This is a genomic window from Flavobacteriales bacterium (assembly GCA_025210295.1).
Lineage (GTDB): Bacteria > Bacteroidota > Bacteroidia > Flavobacteriales_D > Parvicellaceae > S010-51.
In genome coordinates this window covers 231768-252067 of the sequence record JAOASC010000048.1, presented here as the reverse complement: position 1 = coordinate 252067, position 20300 = coordinate 231768, and the positions used below count along the sequence as shown (strand labels likewise).

The 20300-nt window shown below is 33.7% G+C and carries 17 protein-coding genes; 6 read left to right on the top strand and 11 right to left on the bottom strand.

Annotation, left to right across the window (positions count from 1 at the left end; translation table 11 throughout):
• The first annotated feature begins 51 nt into the window (after positions 1 to 51).
• Complete coding sequence (locus tag N4A35_17370) at positions 52 to 1218, top strand: sigma-54 dependent transcriptional regulator (protein ID MCT4583184.1); 1167 nt, start codon at positions 52 to 54, stop codon at positions 1216 to 1218.
• 20 nt (positions 1219 to 1238) lie between these two features.
• On the opposite strand, the gene N4A35_17365 is transcribed toward N4A35_17370, so the two are convergent.
• The gene (locus N4A35_17365) at positions 1239 to 1448 is read right to left on the bottom strand and encodes an RNA-binding S4 domain-containing protein (GenBank protein MCT4583183.1); all 210 of its coding nucleotides are present in this window, start codon (positions 1446 to 1448) and stop codon (positions 1239 to 1241) included.
• A 73-nt stretch (positions 1449 to 1521) separates the two neighbouring features.
• On the opposite strand from N4A35_17365, the gene N4A35_17360 reads away from it, so the two are divergent.
• The 3 genes from N4A35_17360 to N4A35_17350 are packed head-to-tail and all read left to right on the top strand — an operon-like array spanning position 1522 to position 4307.
• Complete coding sequence (locus tag N4A35_17360; protein ID MCT4583182.1) at positions 1522 to 2637, top strand: glycosyltransferase; 1116 nt, start codon at positions 1522 to 1524, stop codon at positions 2635 to 2637.
• A gap of 14 nt (positions 2638 to 2651) precedes the next feature.
• Entirely contained in the window at positions 2652 to 3389 is a 738-nt protein-coding gene (locus tag N4A35_17355; protein ID MCT4583181.1) for a class I SAM-dependent methyltransferase, read from the top strand.
• Positions 3390 to 3401: 12 nt separating this feature from the next.
• Positions 3402 to 4307, top strand: coding sequence for a glycosyltransferase (locus tag N4A35_17350; protein ID MCT4583180.1), 906 nt, complete (start codon positions 3402 to 3404; stop codon positions 4305 to 4307).
• 40 nt (positions 4308 to 4347) lie between these two features.
• Here N4A35_17350 and N4A35_17345 read toward each other — a convergent pair whose 3' ends face one another.
• On the bottom strand, positions 4348 to 5202 hold the full coding sequence (locus tag N4A35_17345) for a T9SS type A sorting domain-containing protein (GenBank protein MCT4583179.1): 855 nt from the start codon (positions 5200 to 5202) through the stop codon (positions 4348 to 4350).
• Positions 5203 to 5358: 156 nt separating this feature from the next.
• On the opposite strand from N4A35_17345, the gene N4A35_17340 reads away from it, so the two are divergent.
• Complete coding sequence (locus N4A35_17340) at positions 5359 to 6765, top strand: hypothetical protein (GenBank protein ID MCT4583178.1); 1407 nt, start codon at positions 5359 to 5361, stop codon at positions 6763 to 6765.
• A gap of 56 nt (positions 6766 to 6821) precedes the next feature.
• Here the strand turns inward: N4A35_17340 and N4A35_17335 are convergent, their stop codons facing one another.
• From N4A35_17335 to N4A35_17315, 5 genes are all read right to left on the bottom strand, one after another.
• Positions 6822 to 8270 (bottom strand): ATP-binding protein, encoded by a 1449-nt coding sequence (locus tag N4A35_17335; protein MCT4583177.1) that lies wholly within the window; start codon positions 8268 to 8270, stop codon positions 6822 to 6824.
• Between the two features lie 10 nt (positions 8271 to 8280).
• On the bottom strand, positions 8281 to 9495 hold the full coding sequence (locus N4A35_17330; protein ID MCT4583176.1) for an ABC transporter permease: 1215 nt from the start codon (positions 9493 to 9495) through the stop codon (positions 8281 to 8283).
• On the bottom strand, positions 9488 to 10603 hold the full coding sequence (locus N4A35_17325) for a glycosyltransferase (protein ID MCT4583175.1): 1116 nt from the start codon (positions 10601 to 10603) through the stop codon (positions 9488 to 9490). Before N4A35_17325 ends, N4A35_17330 begins: the two co-directional genes overlap by 8 nt.
• A gap of 9 nt (positions 10604 to 10612) precedes the next feature.
• Entirely contained in the window at positions 10613 to 12313 is a 1701-nt protein-coding gene (locus N4A35_17320; GenBank protein MCT4583174.1) for a DUF4139 domain-containing protein, read from the bottom strand.
• A 72-nt stretch (positions 12314 to 12385) separates the two neighbouring features.
• Positions 12386 to 13339 carry a flippase-like domain-containing protein gene (locus tag N4A35_17315; GenBank protein ID MCT4583173.1) on the bottom strand — a complete coding sequence of 318 codons (954 nt, stop codon included), beginning with the start codon at positions 13337 to 13339 and terminating at the stop codon, positions 12386 to 12388.
• Between the two features lie 63 nt (positions 13340 to 13402).
• On the opposite strand from N4A35_17315, the gene ruvC reads away from it, so the two are divergent.
• Positions 13403 to 13960 (top strand): crossover junction endodeoxyribonuclease RuvC, encoded by a 558-nt coding sequence (gene ruvC / locus N4A35_17310; protein ID MCT4583172.1) that lies wholly within the window; start codon positions 13403 to 13405, stop codon positions 13958 to 13960.
• Positions 13961 to 13978: 18 nt separating this feature from the next.
• Here the strand turns inward: ruvC and N4A35_17305 are convergent, their stop codons facing one another.
• The 4 genes from N4A35_17305 to N4A35_17290 all read right to left on the bottom strand — a co-directional run bounded on the left by N4A35_17305 (position 13979) and on the right by N4A35_17290 (position 20280).
• Complete coding sequence (locus N4A35_17305; protein MCT4583171.1) at positions 13979 to 14383, bottom strand: HIT family protein; 405 nt, start codon at positions 14381 to 14383, stop codon at positions 13979 to 13981.
• Positions 14383 to 14856: a transcription elongation factor GreA gene (gene greA, locus N4A35_17300; GenBank protein ID MCT4583170.1), complete on the bottom strand. Its 474-nt coding sequence runs from the start codon at positions 14854 to 14856 to the stop codon at positions 14383 to 14385. Before greA ends, N4A35_17305 begins: the two co-directional genes overlap by 1 nt.
• A 150-nt stretch (positions 14857 to 15006) precedes the next feature.
• Positions 15007 to 16071, bottom strand: a complete 1065-nt coding sequence (locus N4A35_17295; protein ID MCT4583169.1) for a PorV/PorQ family protein — start codon at positions 16069 to 16071, stop codon at positions 15007 to 15009.
• Positions 16072 to 16104: 33 nt separating this feature from the next.
• Complete coding sequence (locus N4A35_17290) at positions 16105 to 20280, bottom strand: T9SS C-terminal target domain-containing protein (protein ID MCT4583168.1); 4176 nt, start codon at positions 20278 to 20280, stop codon at positions 16105 to 16107.
• Positions 20281 to 20300 lie beyond the last annotated feature (20 nt).

The following is a 20300-nucleotide window of genomic DNA, read 5'->3' as shown; positions in this document are numbered from 1 at the left end:
AAATGGTTAATTTTAAAACAAGATAAAAACCTGTCTAGAATAAATTGAATTATGGAGAAAATATTAGTAATAGATGACGAAAGACCAATTAGAAGTACACTAAAAGAAATTTTAGAGTTTGAAAACTTTAAGGTAGATACAGCAGAAGATGGTAAGCAAGGTCTTGAAATGATCTTAGCTAATAAATATGATTTAATTCTAAGTGATATTAAAATGCCTAAAATGGACGGAATGGAAGTTTTAGATGCATTAATCGAGAAAGGGATTGAAGCTCCTGTGGTCATGATTAGTGGACATGGTAATGTAGAGACAGCAGTTGAGGCAATCAAAAAAGGAGCTTATGATTTTATTCAAAAGCCATTGGACCTAAACCGTACTTTGGTAACCTTAAGAAACGCTTTAGATCGCAAAGAAATCGTAAAAGAGGTAAAAAAGCTAAAGCGTAAGGTTAGTAAAGGAAAAATCACCGAAATTATTGGTGAATCGGCTCCTGTTTTAGATATTAAACAAATGATTAATAAGGTTGCTACCACTGATGCTCGTGTATTTATTACAGGTGGAAATGGTGCTGGAAAAGAATTAGTAGCCCGTCAGTTGCATGAAAAAAGTGAGCGTTCGAAAATGCCATTCATCGAAGTGAACTGTGCTGCAATCCCCTCAGAGTTAATAGAAAGTGAATTGTTTGGGCATGAAAAAGGAGCATTTACATCAGCTCATAAACAACGAAAAGGGAAGTTCGAGTTAGCAGATGGAGGAACGTTATTCTTGGATGAGATAGGAGACATGAGTATGCCAGCTCAAGCCAAAGTGTTGAGAGCCTTACAAGAGCATAAAATCACACGAGTTGGGGGAGATAAGGAAATTAAAGTAAATGTGCGTGTATTGGCTGCAACGAATAAAGATTTACGAAAAGAAATAGAAGAGGGAAATTTTAGAGAGGATTTATATCATCGTTTAAATGTAATTCCAATTCATGTACCGTCTTTGAATGAAAGAAGAGATGATATTCCTTTGTTAGTGAATCATTTTTTAGGAATGATTTGTGAAGACCAAGGTGTGGGACTTAAAACTGTTTCAGCAGATGGTATGGTTGCACTCCAAGATGTTAATTGGACAGGGAACATTAGAGAGCTAAGAAACGTAATAGAGCGTTTGGTTATTTTATGTGATGACGAAATTACGGGGGCTGATGTCAATCGATACGCTAATCCTAAATAATAGTAATGAAATAATCAAGATTAAATAATCTCAATAATTTCATCAAAGAATTGAACAACATCTCCTTTTCGTAATTTTTTACGAACCTGAGTCTCGACTTCATCGTTTACAATAGCTTCGCCGTTTTTGATAAGAAATTTAGCTTCACCACCTGTTTCAACTAAGTTTTCTATTTTCAATAACTTATTCAACTCAATGTATTCTTGGTCTATTAATTCAAAAGTGGTCATGTTGTTTATTTTATAACACAAAAGTAAGATAATAAATGATTATTGTTGTGCGTTATTATAACTTTGCTAAACAATGCCTAAAAAAGTAGTCGTTTCAGTTACCAATGATTTATCGTTTGATCAACGGGTAAACAAGATGTGTACAACGTTGTCTCAGATGGGGTTCGAAGTTGAATTGATTGGACGTTTATTACCGGATAGCCAGCCGTTAAAACGTGACTACAAGACGAAAAGAATGCGTTTGTTTTTTAAGAAGGGAGCATTGTTTTATGCTTTTTTTAATTTACGCCTGTTTATCGTGTTACTGTTTAAGAAAGTTGACATCTATCATGCGAATGATTTGGATACTCTGTTGGCGAATTATTTGGCGGCTAAAATAAGAGGAAAAAAACTGGTTTACGACAGCCATGAGTATTTTTTAGGAGTTCCTGAGATTCAAGGAAGAGCAGCAAAAAAAGTATGGGCCGCTATAGAACGTTTTATTTTTCCAAAGCTAGAAATCATTTTCACAGTCAACCAATCTATCGCAGATTTGTATGAAAAAGATTATGGTAAAAAATTAAAAATTGTTAGGAATCTACCACTTCAACAAACAATAGAGAAAGTTAAAACCAGGTTAGACTTAAAGATGCCTAACGACAAAAGAATAATCATTCTTCAAGGAGCTGGAATAAATGTAGATCGAGGTGCTGAAGAGCTATTGGAGGCAGTGGCACTTTCTGATGATTATGTATTGTATATTGTAGGAACAGGAGACGTTATTGAGGACTTAAAACGAAGAGCTCGTCAAGCTGATTTGCAAAATAAGGTAGTTTTTGTTGGTAGAGTTCCCTACCCTGAAATGATGCAATATACGTTGAATGCTGATGTTGGAGTTACCTTAGATAAAGATACGAATATCAATTATCGTTTTAGTTTGCCCAACAAGATTTTTGATTATATGAAAGCTGGTATTCCAATTGTTGCAAGTAATTTAAAAGAAGTAGCCAACATTATTCATACTTATAACGTTGGAGTGGTCATTAAAGACCATACCCCGCATACAATTTTGGAAGGTTTAAATGCTGCCTTGCAAGATCAAGAGCAGGTAAAAGTTTTCGCTAGAAACGGATTAAAAGGAGTAGAGGAGTTAAATTGGGAGAATGAAGTTCAGCCTGTAAAAGAAATTTATACTACTTTTATTGATTAAGAATAATAGAACGCGTGTACGAAAAGGTAAAAAAAATAGCAAAGCAGCTTATCCCTAAACAGTTCATCAAAAAACATGAAGATAAATTGAGAGGGCTTGTGGCTTTATCCTACAGAGGTAATAACGTTACTTGTACTGTTTGTGATCAAAGTTTTTCAAAGTTTATTCAATTAGATAACAATGACCTGCTTTGTCCCAATTGTGGATCGTTGCCACGTACTAGAAGATTAGTAGAATTGCTGGAGTGTGAAACGAACTTAGATAGGAAGAAAGTCTTACACTTTTCTCCTCCAAAAGGGCTTCGACGAAAGTTAAATAGCCTTGAAATAGGAAGCTATATTACTACTGATTATGAAGGAGAGTTTGATGCTGATAAACGATTAAATATTGAAGCAATCGAAGAAGCTGATCAACAATATGACATCATTATTTGTTATCATGTTTTGGAACATATCATTAAAGATGAACAGGCAATGGGGGAGTTGTATCGCATCTTAAAACCCAATGGGGTATGTTTTATTCAAACCCCATTTAAAACGGGAGAGATCTACGAAGATTACACGATTACAAGCAAAGCCGGAAGGTTGGAACACTTTGGTCAAGATGATCATGTAAGAATTTATTCTGTTGAGGGCTTAAAAGGGCGATTAGTACAACAAGGCTTTATGGTTGAGGTGCTAGCTTTTGAAGAACCTCAGGAGCATAAAAAAGGATTGGTTACAGAAGTTGTGCTCAAAGCGATAAAAAAATAACGACAAGAATTGATGCTTTCAATTTGTATTCCGATATATAATTTTGATGTTACTGAATTAGTTCATGCACTTTCTAATCAACTAAAAAAAGTAGAGGAAGCTGTAGATATTGTATTGATAGATGATTGCTCTGAACAGAAGTATAAATTACTTAACCAAAAAATAAGTGGATCACATAGCTATATCGAGTTAGCAGAAAACGTTGGTCGGGCGAAAATTAGAAATTTGTTTTTAAATTATACAACTGCCAATTATCTACTGTTTTTGGATTGTGACTCTAAAATTGTTTCCGATAACTTTATACAAAACTATGTTGATTCAATTCGAATGAATAAGGATGCAGTTGTTTTTTGTGGAGGAAGAGTTTATCCCTCAAAAGCACCTGCAAAAGCTCAATTACTAAGTTGGAAGTATGGGATAAGGAGAGAGAGTAAACCATACGAAGAACGTCAAAAAAATCCTTATCAATCATTTATGACCAATAATTTTTTGGTAGAAAGGACGGTGCTTTCTGCTATTCCATTTGATGAGCGCTTAACGCAGTATGGGCATGAGGATACGCTTTTTGGCTATTATTTAAAACTGTATTCAAAAGCGATTATTCATCTGGATAACCCTATTTTGAATGGAGATATAGAAGAAAATGAAGTGTATTTGAGAAAAACGAAGTTAGCAATAGAAAATTTGGTGGTGATTTTAAAAAACATAGAGCACCAAGAACGTTTTATAGAAGATGTAAAACTATTATCTTTCTATTCTCAATTAAAGAAAAAAGGGGGAATAAAATTAGTGGCTTTTATGGCTCCAATTGCCAATAATTTATTTAAAATATTCCTAAGTCAAGGTAAAGTCAACTTATTCTTGTTTAATATTTATAAGTTGAATTATTTACATTTTTCGATCAATAAAAAAGGCTAACTTCACAGTTAGCCTTTTCAGTACATTATATATTTGTTGTTTACTTAATGTATACTTTCTTCGTTACTACAGCATTTCCTTTAGTTATTTTAACTAAGTAAATTCCGTTATTCACATTATCTAAAGTAATGATAGCATTGTTTGTTGCAGTTGTATTAACGATAGATTTTCCTAATAAATCTACAACAGTAACATTGTAAGTACCGTAAATACCATTAACGTTTAATTCGCTGTTTCCATAAAATACTTCAGCATTAGCCAACTCTTTTTCGTTGATAGAAACACCACCTGTTGCACCAGCATTAATTGCTGCTCCAGCTGTAGTTTCATAAGCGAAATCTTTTACCGTCATATTTGCAGCATTATCAGCCATGTCTATTCTAATCCAACCGTAGTGTGTTGTTGGCATAGAAACCCCGATTTCAAATTTAACAGCGATATACTGATCGGTAGTATTAATAAAGTTTCCTCCGTTAGTTTGTCCAACTAAAGGAATAGTTGCACTCATTCCTAATACTCCACCTGGGAAAAGGAATCCTCCTCCACTTCCACTCATGAAAGCACCAGAACTGTTAATTGCTAGTCCATTAGAGTAAGCTGTAACTGCCATAATGTTTCCAGTTGCAACCGACTGACTGCTGGCATCAACTTCATTGTTCCCGTGAATATCTATTCCACATCCAACAGCAGGAATATTATTCCCTTGTTCAACAATAGTGGTATCTAAAGCAAAAATGGTAAAATCATTTGTTCCATCATTGTTTAAATCGATGTCCAAAGTTTCACGCCCAGTAGTAGGGGTTAATGTTACATCAGTAATATCTGTGTAAACAATTTGAGCAAAAGATTGAAGTCCCAATCCTAAAGCTAAAATAGAAAGTAAATTTTTTCTCATAAATAAATATTTTTTCAACACAATAACCCTTTTTATTGGTAAGGGTTGCTTTCATAATTCAACAATTAAGCCAAATATATAACATTTTAGATTTTTTCTTCTCAATTTGCCAATAATATTTGAATCTTTGCGTTAAAAGAAGTTAATTACAGTTAAATGTTCAACGATTTAAAATATTTATCCATACTTATTTTGGGAGTTCTTTTCTCCCTTTCGTTATCAAATTGTAAAAAGGAAAAGCTAAACCTGTCTTCTTCCACAAAAGTTCAATTTTCTCAAGACACCATCTTATTCGATACACTTTTTACCACTATTGGGTCTACGACAAAGCGTTTTAAAATTTATAATACTTTAAATCAGCGAATCAATATATCCAATATTTGGTTAGATCAAGGAACGCAATCGATGTTTAGAATTAATGTGGATGGGGTAGCTGGAGTTAGTTTTGAAAATGTTGAAATTCCAGCAAAAGACAGTTTGTTTGTTTTTGTTGAGGTTACCATAGATCCTAATAATGGAACAGCGCCCTTAGTCGTAGAAGATAAAATTCGATTTTTAACCAATGGAAATACTCAACAAGTTGTTTTAAACGCTTGGGGACAAGATGCGTATTTCCATGTGAGTGAAATTATATCTAGTAATACAACATGGGCAAACGATAAACCACACGTTATTTATAATTATTGTGCTGTAGATTCGAATGTTACGTTAACCATTCCTGGAGGGACGAATATTTATGGACACAACGAAGCAACATTTTTAGTTTACAAAGGGGCATTAAATTGTAATGGGAGTTTGGGAGATCCCGTAACTTTTCAGCAAGATCGTGTAGAAGACTTTATTTTGTCACCATCTGATAGTGTAGCTGGACAATGGAGAGGGATACGTTTTTTTGAACCTCAAACCAGCCAATTAGATTATGTAGAAATCAAAAATGCATTAATAGGAATTCAAGTTGATACCGCTCAAGCTGGTCAGTTTGTTCATCTTAATGCGGTACAAACTCACAATTGTTCTTACGCAGGTATTTTGTCTCAAGGAGCCAATATCAAAGCTGTCAACTCGCTCTTTGGAAACGCTGGCTTATATAGTGGTTTTATTTCTATTGGAGGAACGGTCGATTTTGACCATTGTACATTTGGGAACTATTGGCAAGGTCAACGAAACTCAGCACTTTTTGTATTTAAAAACTATTATGAAGATGCTAACGAAGTGATTCATTATCGCCCCTTTATTAATGCTGAATTTACGAATTCTATTTTTTATGGACTCAATGATAATGAAGTACTCTTGGATACGTTAGATCGAAGTATTGCTGGAATAAATGCTCCTAATTTTACGATGGCAAACTGCTTGGTCAAATTAGAAGATGGAATTACTAATGAAGTGTTATTTACAGATTGCTTTGCTAATTCAGATCCAGAGTTTGATGATCCTAGTAATTGGATTTATAGCGTGTCATCTGGTTCTTTTGCTAAAGGAAAATCGAATAATTCGTCGACGACTATTGATATTGAAGGGCAAGTAAGAAACAGTCCAGCAACTATAGGTTGTTATGAATAATAGAAGCGATAAGAATAAATTGTCTTTGTGCTTTTATTTTTCTTCTATACGCTCGATTATTTAAAAGGTAATTCCACAAAGAAAGTGGTCCCCTCTCCAATTTTAGTTTTAAACTCAATGCTTCCGTGGTGAGTTTCTATAATTTGTTTAACCATAGCTAAACCAAGTCCTGTACCTGTTGATTTTGTGGTAAAGTTGGGAACAAAAATTTTATCAATCAGTTCTTCTGAAATACCACTCCCATTATCTTGAATTTCTATGCTGAAAAATTGCTCTTTTTTGAATAGGTTAACAATAATAAGCCCTTGTTTTTCATCGGGAATTGCTTGAATTGCATTTTTAATCAAATTATTAAAAACACGTGTCAATTGTTTTTGATCACCATCAATTATGGCCGAAGAAAGTGAAGAATTAAACTGTATTTCTAATCGGTTGTTTACTTCAAAAAGGGCTATTGTACTTTTAAGTATAGCCAATAAATCTGTTTCTTCAATATTGGCTTTAGGCATTTTAGCAAAGTTAGAAAACTCATTAGCAATAGAAGTTAATGTATCTATTTGTTGAATCATTTTCTGTGAAAAGCGATGAAGTTTCTCTTGGTAGTTAGGGTCTTCTGGCTTTAAAGCTCGTTCAATATGTTGAACGCTTAATTTCATTGGTGTAAGTGGATTTTTTATTTCGTGCGCTACTTGTTTAGCCATCTCTCGCCAAGCCAATTCTCGTTCGTTTTTGGCCAATTTTTGAGCACTTTTTTCCAGTTCTTCAATCATGTTGTTGTACTCATCCACCAACATTCCAATTTCATCTTTAGCATTCCATTCTAATGGTATATTCTTTTTGTTAATACTAACCGCGCGCATTTTTTCTGTAATGGTATGCATTGACTTGGTAATGTAGTTGGATAAAAAGAATGCAATAAGACTTGCCCCAATAAATAAGAAAATATAAATTTTAAAAAGTGTATTTAAGAATTGTTCCAAATCATCCTTTACAGGCATATTTTCGGTGTTATAGGGAATATTTACGATTGCAATTTGATTCTGATTTTCATCAAAAATATAGGAATAGGCAGATATTTTATGTTTACCTTCTTCAAAAACTTTTCGTGTTTTTGTTTTTTCAATTTCTTTAAAAATTAAAGGATTAATGCGCTTTTCAAAGAAATTAGGGTCATCATAGTTATAGTCACTTGACATCAAAATTTCTCCTTTTGTATTGAAAATGTTTAGCGTAACATTATTGACATCAGCAAGAAATTTAATCTCTTTTTCAAACTCTCGGCTAACAACATCTGTGTTTTTATCGACATGAAAATCTTCCAAGAAATAATGTAAAGAGGCTAAAATAGTATTCTCTTTTCGCTCTAATCGGCCTACATGATATTCTTCATTTTGATTGTTAAAGAAATAAATTGTAGTTCCACCAATTACAAGCAACGAAATAAAGATTAATGCCAACATAGACATGTATATTCTAAATCTTAAATTGGGTGTAAATGTTAACATCTTTATTTTTTTAATCTACGCGCGTATCAAAACTATCTCTTAGCCCATTACCTAAAAGCATAAAAGCAAAAACAAGGCAAATAATGCTTATTCCAGGTATTAAGGCTAAATAGGCCATATCTGGATGTGTTATAAAACTCTTATGTTGCTCTATCATTGTTCCCCAAGATACCATAGGAATTTGAGCCCCTATGCCTAAAAAACTTAAACCAGCTTCTATTAGAATTGCAGCCGCAAAGTTGGATGCTGAAATCACAATAATCGAACCAATAATATTGGGGAAAATATGACGCGTTATAATTCTATAGTTAGAAAAACCCAGAGCTTTTCCTGCTTCGATATATTCTTTCTCTCGGATACTTAATATTTGACCTCTTACAACTCTAGCCAATTCAACCCACATGGTAAGTCCTACAGCAAAAAAAACTGTTGTAAAACCTTTCCCTAGTAAAAGTGTAACAGAAATGATTAATAATAGCGTGGGAATTGACCATACAATGTTAATCAACCACATGATAAAATCATCAATCCACCCTCTATAGTAACCTGCTAGTGCTCCAAGTACAACTCCAATTATAAGGGAAATAATCACAGAAATAAGCCCTACAGAAAGTGATACAATCGTTCCTGCCATTGTACGACTTAATAAATCTCTCCCTTGTACATCTGTTCCTAACCAAAACGTTTTGTCGATGATGTTCTCCGTTGCTATTTTATTTTGTAACTCTTCAACTGCAATTGATCTTAGCTCTTGATCAATGGTGGTGTACTGAATAGTGTTTGCAGATGTAAAAGTAGGCGACTGCTGTTTATCAATAGCATAATATACATCAGCTATATGATAGCGTTCTGTATGACTGGTACTACTATTTGATGAAAATAAAGAAACAATAATTTCATCATTTTTAAAACGATAATCAACAATTGGAATAGCGCTATGAGTTGGTTCTTGTCCACCAAAGAAAAGCTGGGTAAAGAAGTTAGCCTCTTTTACATGTTTATTCTTTTTAATGGTTAAAAGTTTAACGGTACTACCAGTTTCTAGTCTGGCAATTGAAGCTATGCCGTCGTTGGCATAAGGAGAAGAGTCTGGGCGAATATTTCCTCCTAAAATAGAAACAAAAATGGCTAATATAATTGCAAAGAGACCAAGCATAGCTGCTTTATCTTTTTTTAATTTGCTCCAAGACTGAGCATATATTGAACCTTTTTTAGTGTTACCCATTTGCAGAAATCATTCTTCCTTTCCATTTCACGCTTACAAAGAAAGATGATACGAATATAATCATTAAATGAATAGGGTAGAGGATATAGATAAAGGGAGCATTTAAAATTAAGTATTTTTGATTGTATCGAACTACCAAAATGATTAATAAGCTTAAGTCTATGAGTAGTTTTATCCCCATAAATAACCAAGCTGATGGATTACCATAACATAACGAAATGAGTTGGATATAAAGCAGAATATTGGTAAAAAAAATAAGGATTGAACTCCATAAATTGGACTTATTGGATAATTTTTTGTTTTTAGAGCTCCAACGAATGGCTTGTGTTAAAATCTCTGAATAGTTACGGTTGGGTTGCGTAAAAGCTAAAGCCCCCTTATCATTTAATGTTACAACCTTATGTGGTGTGTTGACCACTTGATCTAAAAAAAATAAATCATCCCCCGAAGCTATCTCCATGTTATTCGCATAAGGTTTAATAGCATGGAAAAGAGATTGAGTATATCCTAGATTAGCACCACTACATAACAAAGGTTTGTTAAGGTTTGCACTTCCAATGGTTACGCCACTTAGCAAAAGTGCTTCAATATTATGTAGTTGTTGAAGGAATGAGTAAGCTTTTTTGTTGATAACTGGGCCTATAATAAAAGCAGCTCCATTTTGAAAAGCTTTCGAGAAAGCATCGAGCCATGACTTTGCATAAACTGTATCAGCATCAGCAGTGATGATGTATTCATTTTTAGCATTTTCGATACCCGTAATTAGTGCACTTTTTTTCCCAGATTGCTCTGGTGTTTGTTGGATGATCTTATAAATTAATTTTGTGGGAGTTAAAGCATTACGTAATACCATTAAACTATTGTCACTAGAATGATCGTCTACAAAAATAAACTCAACAATATTTAAGTTGTAATTTAAAAGCGAAAAGGATTGAACAATATTTGCTAAGTTATCTTCTTCATTCCTGAATGGAATAATAACACTTAAGGGAACGAGTTCATTATTGGGGGAACTTTCCTTTTTTTTGAAAAGCCCCCAACAAATAGTGCCAAAGAATAAACCATAGATGGTTAATATGCTAAAACTAATAATCGCTAGTATAATCATTTGATTTTCTTAGAATGATGGACAAGCGATTGTACGGTATTTTTGTACAACAATTTTCCTGTCTTTTGGATATTTAATGGTAAATGATAGCTTAACTTTTTTGATTTCGTTAGGTTCAAGTGTTACGCCCCATACTAATTCTCCAGTTGCTTCGTCGTATGTTGCTCCAGAAGTTTCATTAACAGTTACTGTAATATCACTGTTTTGAGAAATCGGTATTTGATCATATAAGTTAATGTTTGACGCTACAGTTTGGTTGTTCTTTAATGTGATTTCATAAGTATAAGTATCTTTTTTATTATTCCCCAATACCGTTTTTTCACTCATTTCTTCACTATTTTTCCTTTCAATTGAGATTTTATTGTCTCTTCCAAAAGAAAGGTGCAAAGTATCTTCAACAGCTTGGGTTTCTAAATAAGATTGACCAACATAAGTATCAGAAAAATAAACATTTGCAGGTCCAGGTATTAAGTCTAATTTTTCCCATCCAACTATGCTTGCCAATAAAAAAGCATCTTTATCTAATTTAGGAACAGCTCTATGAGAAAATTTAGCATTCAGGGTATGTTTAGCTATTTCTACTAGATATGGTTTGGAGTCACTTGGAATAGAATATGTTTTCTTAATTTCAAATTCAGCACTGATTTGTGGGACTTGTATGGTTGTAAATGATACTGTATTTTTCTTTGATTGATTCAATTGTATTGATGATTGATCGAAGTTCAACGCATCTAATTGTTGGTCCATTATTGGTGCAGAGCTGTTATTGTAGTATTGTTTGTAAGCTCTGTTTTGTGGAACAAGGTAGGATGAGTTGGATTTCTTGCGTGCTTTAAAGTTAGAGGTGTTAGAAACTACCCAGGGCTTAAGTATTGGGGCAGAAGCCGTTTTATCTGGGTTTGCTGAAGAAAGTGTAACTTTAATATCATCCCAATTATTCCCTGTGTTATTATATACCTTAGCTTTATACTTAAGAGTAATGTTATTGGTTAACTCAGTAGCCAATAAATCATAATTAGCCTGCCATCCGCAATTCGAGACAATATATTTGATATTCGTTTTAAGTGTTGCAGCTTCTTTAAGGTCAACAATAACAATAATCTGGTTGCTATGTGCAGCAGTTTGATCATTTAGTTCTTGAATCTGAAGTTTATAATTAGGGATTTGCTTGTTTATTTTTATAATTTCTTGTGCATACCAACTCGTTTTCTTATTAATTTCGGTCATTCTTTTTCTGTAAAAGTTGGCCATACTTTCTAATTGTTCTACAGATAGGTTCGTTTGAGCACCTTTTATATTTTTATTTTGTTCTAGCAATTGCTTTTCACTTGTATAGGCGTTTTTCTCGTCCATTAAAGTTCTTAATTGTTGCTCAAGGAGGTTAAGAGAATCTTTTAGTGTAGTTATTCTTGTATTTTCGACTAAAGGAGCCAAATAATCCATTGCGGTGTTAACTGACACCAATTCGTAGGGCTGATTAGCGTTAAATTGAATGCTTTTTTGATCAATAACAGCACTGATTCCTGTGTAAATAATCTTATTACGTCCTTTTTTTAAAGTAACATCAGCTGTTCTTGTTGCTTCTCCTCCTGTTAGAAACAAGGTCATATTATTGATTTTACTACTGACTTTTACTTCATTCAACTCAGCTCCAAAATAAAAATTTGAAAAAATAAGAATGGGTAATATGGTTGTAATTATTGATTTCATATTGGTTCTTTTTTATGATGTTGTTAAGCTTATAACAGTTACCTGTTGCTATAAGTTACAGGTTGTATACACTTAATGTTTGTTCTGGTTCATTTTCAATACAAAAAAACTGCCAATTATACTTGGAATGATTATGTTGATGAGCCAAACTAATAATGAGGCTACTAATGCCATTTCAGAGTTTTCAAAATTACTTAATAACAATAAAGCAATTACCTCTCTTGTTCCTAAATTGCCCAATAGAGGAGAAGGGATAAGTGTTGTAAATAAATATAATAACCCCGAAAAACAAATGGTTTCTATCCCCGTAATATTTATTCCTAAAGCTATTAGCAATAGATAAAACTGAATGATAAAAATAACATACCTTAACAGAGAAAGCATTAATATTTTACTGCTTTCTGCTGTGCTAAAATCTTCCAAAAAATTAAAGGTATCTTGGTGCTTTCTAATCCATTTGATTTTTTTAACAAGCTGTAACAGTTGACTAGGGTTATAGAAGTAATAGGTTAACGTGAGCCATGCTATAGCGACAGGTACTATTAGATAGATAGTATTAACCTGAGATAATGTTATACTGACCTTGAATACGAGTGCTAAAAATACACTTATAAAAGCAAAAGTAATGGTGCTAATTAGTTGTCCAAAATTACCTAGCATTGTAGCTGCAGTGACAACTTTTTTATCAACATTTTTTAGATAAATAAAACGGCCTATAAAATTACCAAGTCGGTCGGGGGTAAATAGAGCTGTAGATGCACCTGCATATATAGATTTAAGTGCATTACTATAGCTTACTTCTGTTTTTTTTGATAAGATTAGTTGAAATTTTTTGGCTTCAATTCCCCAATTAATAAATTGAAAGAGGAATGTTATTGATATATTTAGAAAGAGGGTGGGAGTAAATTGCTTATCTATTGTTTGTAATAAGCTCATGTTTTTATCTGAAAACACCAATACATAAATCAAATAGGATATAGCAATAATAAATATCACTCTGATGAGATATTTGAAATATATATTCATTTTCTTTAAAGCTGTTACAACAAAAGTATTACTTTAGTAAAGTAACTATAAAATTATTGATTGTTGTCTAAAGTCGATAAAATAATTCTAGGCTTAGATCCCGGAACAAATGTAATGGGATATGGTTTAATACAAATTAAAGGCAGTAAGTTATCTGTAATTAGTACTGGAGTCATTCATTTACAAAAACTGGAGAATCACGAACTAAAATTAAAACGAATTTTTGAGAAAGTTCGTTTTTTGGTTGATGAATACTTACCTGATGAAGTCGCTATTGAAGCTCCATTCTTTGGTAAAAATGTGCAATCTATGTTAAAGTTGGGAAGAGCGCAAGGAGTTGCCATGGCTGCTGTTCTAATGCGAGATTTACCAATAACAGAGTATGCGCCTCGAAAAATAAAACAAGCTGTTACGGGAAATGGAAATGCCAGCAAAGAGCAAGTCGCTGCGATGTTAAAATCCATTTTAAAGTTTACAGAATTGCCTAAATATCTCGATGCAACCGATGGTTTAGCAGTAGCTTTGTGTCATTATTACCAAGCGAAGCAAATGGGAAGCTCAAAGAGTTCGTACTCCTCTTGGGAAGCATTTGTAAAAAATAATCCTAAGAGAACACGTTAAACTATTTTGGGGTAAAAATTACCTTTCCTTATTAAATTCTTTATTGATGTTAAAAGCGATAGTTTTAAATTCTTCTGGGCTAAGTTGTAGCTTCTCTTTAGAAAAGTTCATGTCGTTAATACCATTAATTGGGATTAGGTGAATATGTGCATGGGGAACTTCAAGTCCAATTACAGAAATTCCTATACGCTCACAGTCAATCACTTTTTCAATAGCTTTTCCTACCTTTTTTGCAAAAACTAGCATGTTTTTCAAGGTGTTGTCATCAAGGTCAAAGATATAGTCTACTTCTTTTTTAGGAATAACCAGCGTATGACCTTTTTGAAGTGGGTAAATATCTAAAAAAGCAAAAAAGTTATCATCCTCAGCTATTTTATAGCATGGAATATCACCATTGATAATTTTAGTGAAAATACTAGACATTATCGAGTAATATTAATGATTTCAAATTCCATTTTTCCTCCTGGTGTAGTAATTTCTGCAATGTCACCAACAGTTTTTCCTAGTAGCCCCTTTCCAATAGGAGAGTTAATTGAAATTCTTTTCTTTTTTAAATCAGCTTCTTTTTCTGCAACCAATGTGTAGGCTATCTCCATACCATTCTTTACATTTTTAATGGTAACAGTCGAAAGAATTAAAGCTTTAGAAGCATCAATTTTAGAATCATCAATCAAACGCGCATTGGCCAATTGGTTTTTTAATTTAGCCAATCTAGCCTCCATCAAGCCTTGCTCTTCTTTTGCAGCATCATACTCAGCATTTTCTGATAGATCTCCTTTATCAATAGCTTCTCCAATTTGTTTAGAAATACGAGGTCTTTCAACTCGTTCTAAAAATTCTACTTCTTCTTTTAATTTTTTTAATCCTTCTTCGGTAAAATAGTTAATCTGTGACATAATTTTACTTTTTTCGTAAAGCCTGACTAATTTATAAGGTTTTATGGAAACAACCTATATCTAGCGCTTATTATTTTATATAAAGCAGAAAGAGAACCTGCATTTTGCAGATTCTCTTTGAATCAATGTATTTATTAAATCGGGGAACTCTTATTTGATGTTTATTCTAGCACCTACAGTATGAATTGGACCAAATACAGAAGCTCTATAAGTATAATCTAAACCAATTGGTGATTGAGATTCTCCGAATGGAAAGTCAACTGATAAACCAGCAGTTAGACCTGTTAAGGCAGTTGTTCTAGTTTCTGGCTTAAAAATACCATTTTCAAAAACATAACCAGCTCTCAACATCATAATTGCTTTAGATGTTGTCATCGTATAGTTAGCACCTAATCTAAACTGATCTTTAGTAAATGAATTAGAAGTAAAAGCACCTGCTAAAGTCAACGTATTATTTTCATTAAATAAAAAATCATAAGAAGCACCAATACTTAATAATGATGGCAACTCAAAATCACTTACTCTTTGAACCATTGCAATAGTCGTTCCTGTACTTGTATTTAAGATGTCTAGGTTTAGTCCATCACCTGAGAATGCCATAGGTCCACCAACATTTTTTAAGCTAATAGCAAACTTAATGTTTTCGTTTTCTCCAGTAATGTATCGAACACCAGCATCAAAAGCAACACCTGAAGCTTTAGCATTAGCTATAGCTTCAGTAACCATTTTTACGTTAATTCCACCTGAAATAGAGCTAGAAAATTGTCTAGAGTATGCCAAGTTTATATTGTTATATCTTGGATTGAATGTTCCTATCCCACCTTCTGGTAATTCTGTCGTTGTAATTGGAATTTCACCAAAGTTCATACTCATAAAAGAGATCCCAATTACAGAAGTTTCTCCAACACGTTGAGCAAGTCCAAAATTGTTCACTTGAATATCAGCTAATCGACTTAACCAGTTAGTGTTCGAGAACATAATTTCTGTTTTGTCAGCATAAGACAACCCTGCTACATTCACAAACATCGCTTCTAATCCTTTAACTGACGATACACCTGCATCTGCCCAAGCTGAACTTCTAGCCCAAGGATTAATTAATAATTCTGAAGCTCCTGCAGATCCAGCTCTATCTTCGTTCCCTGCAAAAGTGCTGAACGAAGAAATAAGTGCGCTTCCAAGTATAAAACCTTTATATATATATTTAGATAAATTCATTTTTCTTTTTTTTAAATATTATTATTCTATTGCTTAGAAGTTTTTCAAATCTGGAGGTCTTACCACTCCAAACCATTTTAATATTCTTTCTCTTTCAATGCTAGGAACATCAACATGGATTAAGTATAGTCCACCAGCGATTGGAATATCAGCTTGGTTAGTTAAATCCCAATCAATAGAAGTAATTCTATTATCGTCTTTTGTAAATGTTCTCACTAATGTACCTGAAACAGTATATATCTTAATGGTACACTCATCTGGTAGGTTTACAATTTTGATTCTGTTGTCTAATCTTCCAGTTTCATAGTTTGAGTATGCATAGTAAGGATTTGGAACCACATTAATCATATTCATGATACTGTCTTTAATACTATCAGTAACATCTGCCTGAGTACTAGTAGCTATATCATCCATGTTAAAAGCATATTTATTATACCATCCATTTTGAGAAGAACCAGGACCATCTACAACATATTGACCAGCGTCAGCATGTTGTCTATAGTTGTTTGCAACTCTAATTTTAATTCTAACATCTGATTCAATATAAGAATATGGATCGTTCTCATCCGATAAACCTAATGAAGATTGAGATAATAAAGGTACACCAACATACATACATCCAATCCATGTTTTTCTATAGTTAGCAGAACCTGGATTGTCAATTAATTTATCTTTAAAGAAAACTCCATTGTCGTAAGCTCCAATATAGTTGAATCCTTTTTTGTCTTTATCAGCATTTCTAAATACGTATACGTAGTGTTTTCCACCAAATAATACAGAGTTAGCATCGTTAATACCTCCAAATTCTTGGTATTCATTCTTCGTTGGGTTAAAGACCATATCGTTACCGTTCTCGTTTCCTAGCCAAGAATCTTCAGCAAAAGCCATGTTTAAGCGTTCACCAGTTTGTAAGTCAATAGCGTAACCAGGGAACCAACTCATTCCTTCTCCTGAGATATAATTGGCATCATCAGGGTTGTTACTACTAGAACTTGGTGCTGTTGTTGGTTTACCATACTTATCAACCGATGGTTTCATCTTAACAGTCATTTTTTCTGTACTACCATCCCATGAAAGACCAGGCTCATCTTGAGATTCTAATACTGGAACTCTAGTCCATTTACTTCGATCAGAAGTAAATACAATATCAACACTTGATAAATCACTTAAATCAGTTTGTGCACGTGACGACCAGTTCTCATCTGTTAATGGAGCGTGGTTACATGCCCCTTCAGCTGTCAAAATATAAGGAGCCCATGTACCCTCTAAGATTTTTTCAAAATCTTGTTCTTCATCAATAGGGTTTGAACCTTCTAAGAAATCGTTAAATGCAGTAGGGTCTAAACATGCTGGTGTACCAGCTACAGTAGATGCATTTACAGCCCCAGCTCTAATCCAGTTTTGTGCAAATAAACCATCCTCATCTTTAACACCTGTTAACCATACATTACTGTAGTCTACAAATTCAATGCTTGAAGTTAATAGTTCTGTTTTAAAGAAACTGTTGTTTAATTGTTCATGTTCATATTGTTGAATATCTACAGAAATACCCCACTCTGGAATGATTTGTTCATTTCTATGGTTGATAGTTCTGTCAGAATAAATTGAATCTACTTCATTTCTAACAAGTACCCAACTTGCTTCTTCAAGTTCATCATTATTATCTTTAATAAAGATTAATTGATAATCACCACCTTGTACATTTAATGGGTCAATTACTTTAATGTTAACTGGGCCAAACCCATTTTTATAAGTAATTTCTTTTGGTGGTGTACTACTTGAAACGATTTCAGCTTCAGATTCACTCGTAAGTTCAATAACATTATCAGCGTTTCCTCTTCCTTCTACTCTTGTAATCTTTGGACCATCACCATATTGAGCGTTAATTACACTCCCTCCATTTTCTGGAGTAGTCATGTGAGGAATACCAACTACGGTTTTTATAGATCCTATTGGACTCTTTCTTCCTTGGAAGTATGGTTTACTTTGTCCAGACTTAGTAAGTGGATTAAAGTCTTCATAGTTGTTATAACCATAAGCGATAGCTAAGTAGTAATATTTTTTATGATTAATCAACCTAGAGTCTCCCTGAGCAAATAAATCTTCAGTTACTTTTAAAGTATGGTAAATACCTTCGTTAGCACCATCAACTTGTAATTCAGGAACAGAAACATTTAATGTTGAGTTCTCACGATAATTAATGATTCTAGTAACACTATCTTTAAGGTCACACTGTCCAACAAGTCTTGCTAAATCTGGGTTATCCAAATCAGAAACACTTACATCCTCTGCTGCAACTTGGTATATTTTATATCCTTGGAAAACATAATTTGTATCTGTATTTCCTGTCGCTTTAATTACTGGATCTAATTCCGTGTACTGCTCGTTAAAGTTATTACTGTTACTTGGGTTAGATAAATATAAGATTAATGTTTTATCCATTTCCTGTAAGGTAACATCTGGTGCATCAGGACCATCTAAGATTCTAAAACAGTTATCAAATAAAGCTTGAGCTTTATCATCAGCTTCTCGCATATCAATTACAGATTGCCAAGCATTTCCATTTTGAGCTTTTGAATAGATAACCCCAACAGTAATGTTATTTACTGCACCTGGCTCCAATGTAAATGGTCCAGCAGATTGTACCATTCTTTTATCTTCATCAGCATTACTTAAAGCAAACTCAGTCCATCCATCAGGACCAATTGTAGGAGGTTGAATACCTCTAGTAGCCCAATTGTAAGGATCTGTATTACCATACATGATATAGTCTGTAGCAACAGTCGTTACTCCTGGGTTTCCAGAAAATCCTGTTCCTCCAAAGAAGAACTCAGAACCATCTTTCCACAATCCTTGCATATAGTTGTAAAATTGTACGGCACTTCCACTTTGTGGATCACCAACTGATTGACTATTCGAATTGTTATAGTATACGAATTTACGCATTCCAAAACGCTCATTATCAACTACACCATCACCATATCCTATACCTAAACCAGCATAAGGAATACCTTTTTGCGCGATAGCTTGAGCAACATCTGTTGTAAGTGGGTTATCAACACCATCATTATCTTGGTAAGGCCCCTCAAAAAAGTCAACACCAACAGCTGGAGGTAACCCTTCACTTTTAATTGGCGTATTACATGTTATTGTTCCTGGGTTAGCACCATCATCATCATACTTGTTATAAGTATATGCTAATCCTCTTTGAATATCACAACCTACATAATCATTTCCTGCACATCCAACATCAGCATCAGTATAAAATGCAAAATAGGTATTTGTTAAGGTTTGCGTAGAACGGTTAATTAATTCATAGTTGTAGAATGTCATGTTGTTGACTTCATCTGTCGTTGCAAAAGCAAAGGCTTGACCTCTAATTTCCATACCAATTGGTTCTCCACCACTTTCTGTATGAATGTCTCCTTTATCGTTGAAAACCCACCACATGTTGTAATCTCCATATAATGTGATTTGACGATCATTTCTACAATCTACCTCCTGTTTAATATCATACCAAGGGTAATCACCATTCCCAGGATTATAAACCCCGTCTCCATCTCTATCGTAGAATGGCGCTAAATAAAAATCTTGAAATTTACCTAAATCACCATGAGCAGGCCAGTTTAAAATACTAGGAGGAATAGTATAACCTGGATATTCTGTAGCCTTTTCAGCATCTGGTGTTTCAAACCATCCATTAAATTCTAAAATTTCAGCTCTTTCAGTAATGTAAAATTTATCGTATTCTACACATGTTTGACCATCTACAGTTGCAGGACCAAAATCTTTTCTTCCAATCGCGGGATTACCAGTATTAGGAGTTACAGATAAAGGACCAGTCCAAAAGTCGTTACCATCTGTACCGAATTTCATTGCAGCTAGTTTAAGCTGTCCATTAACATCTTCACCACCTACCCAGAGAGATCCACTAAAGATTAAGTAATCTTCAGATTGCTTAGGCACTTCGTAAGCAGGAACTCCTGTACTTCGTTGTTGCCACATGGTTCCTCCAGTTTCAATTAAAGCACTAACATTGTTGTAATCCAATGTTCTTTTGGTTTCTGCCTGAGCACAACCTGCAGCTTTATTTTGAAAAGAATTCTTTTTATGTCCTGATTTACTCCCTACAAGATTCATGGCACTATAGTTATTCACCATTGCCAATGAACCAATTAAAAGAGCTACTATATTTATTCTATTTTTCATAATAATAATGAATTAAATGT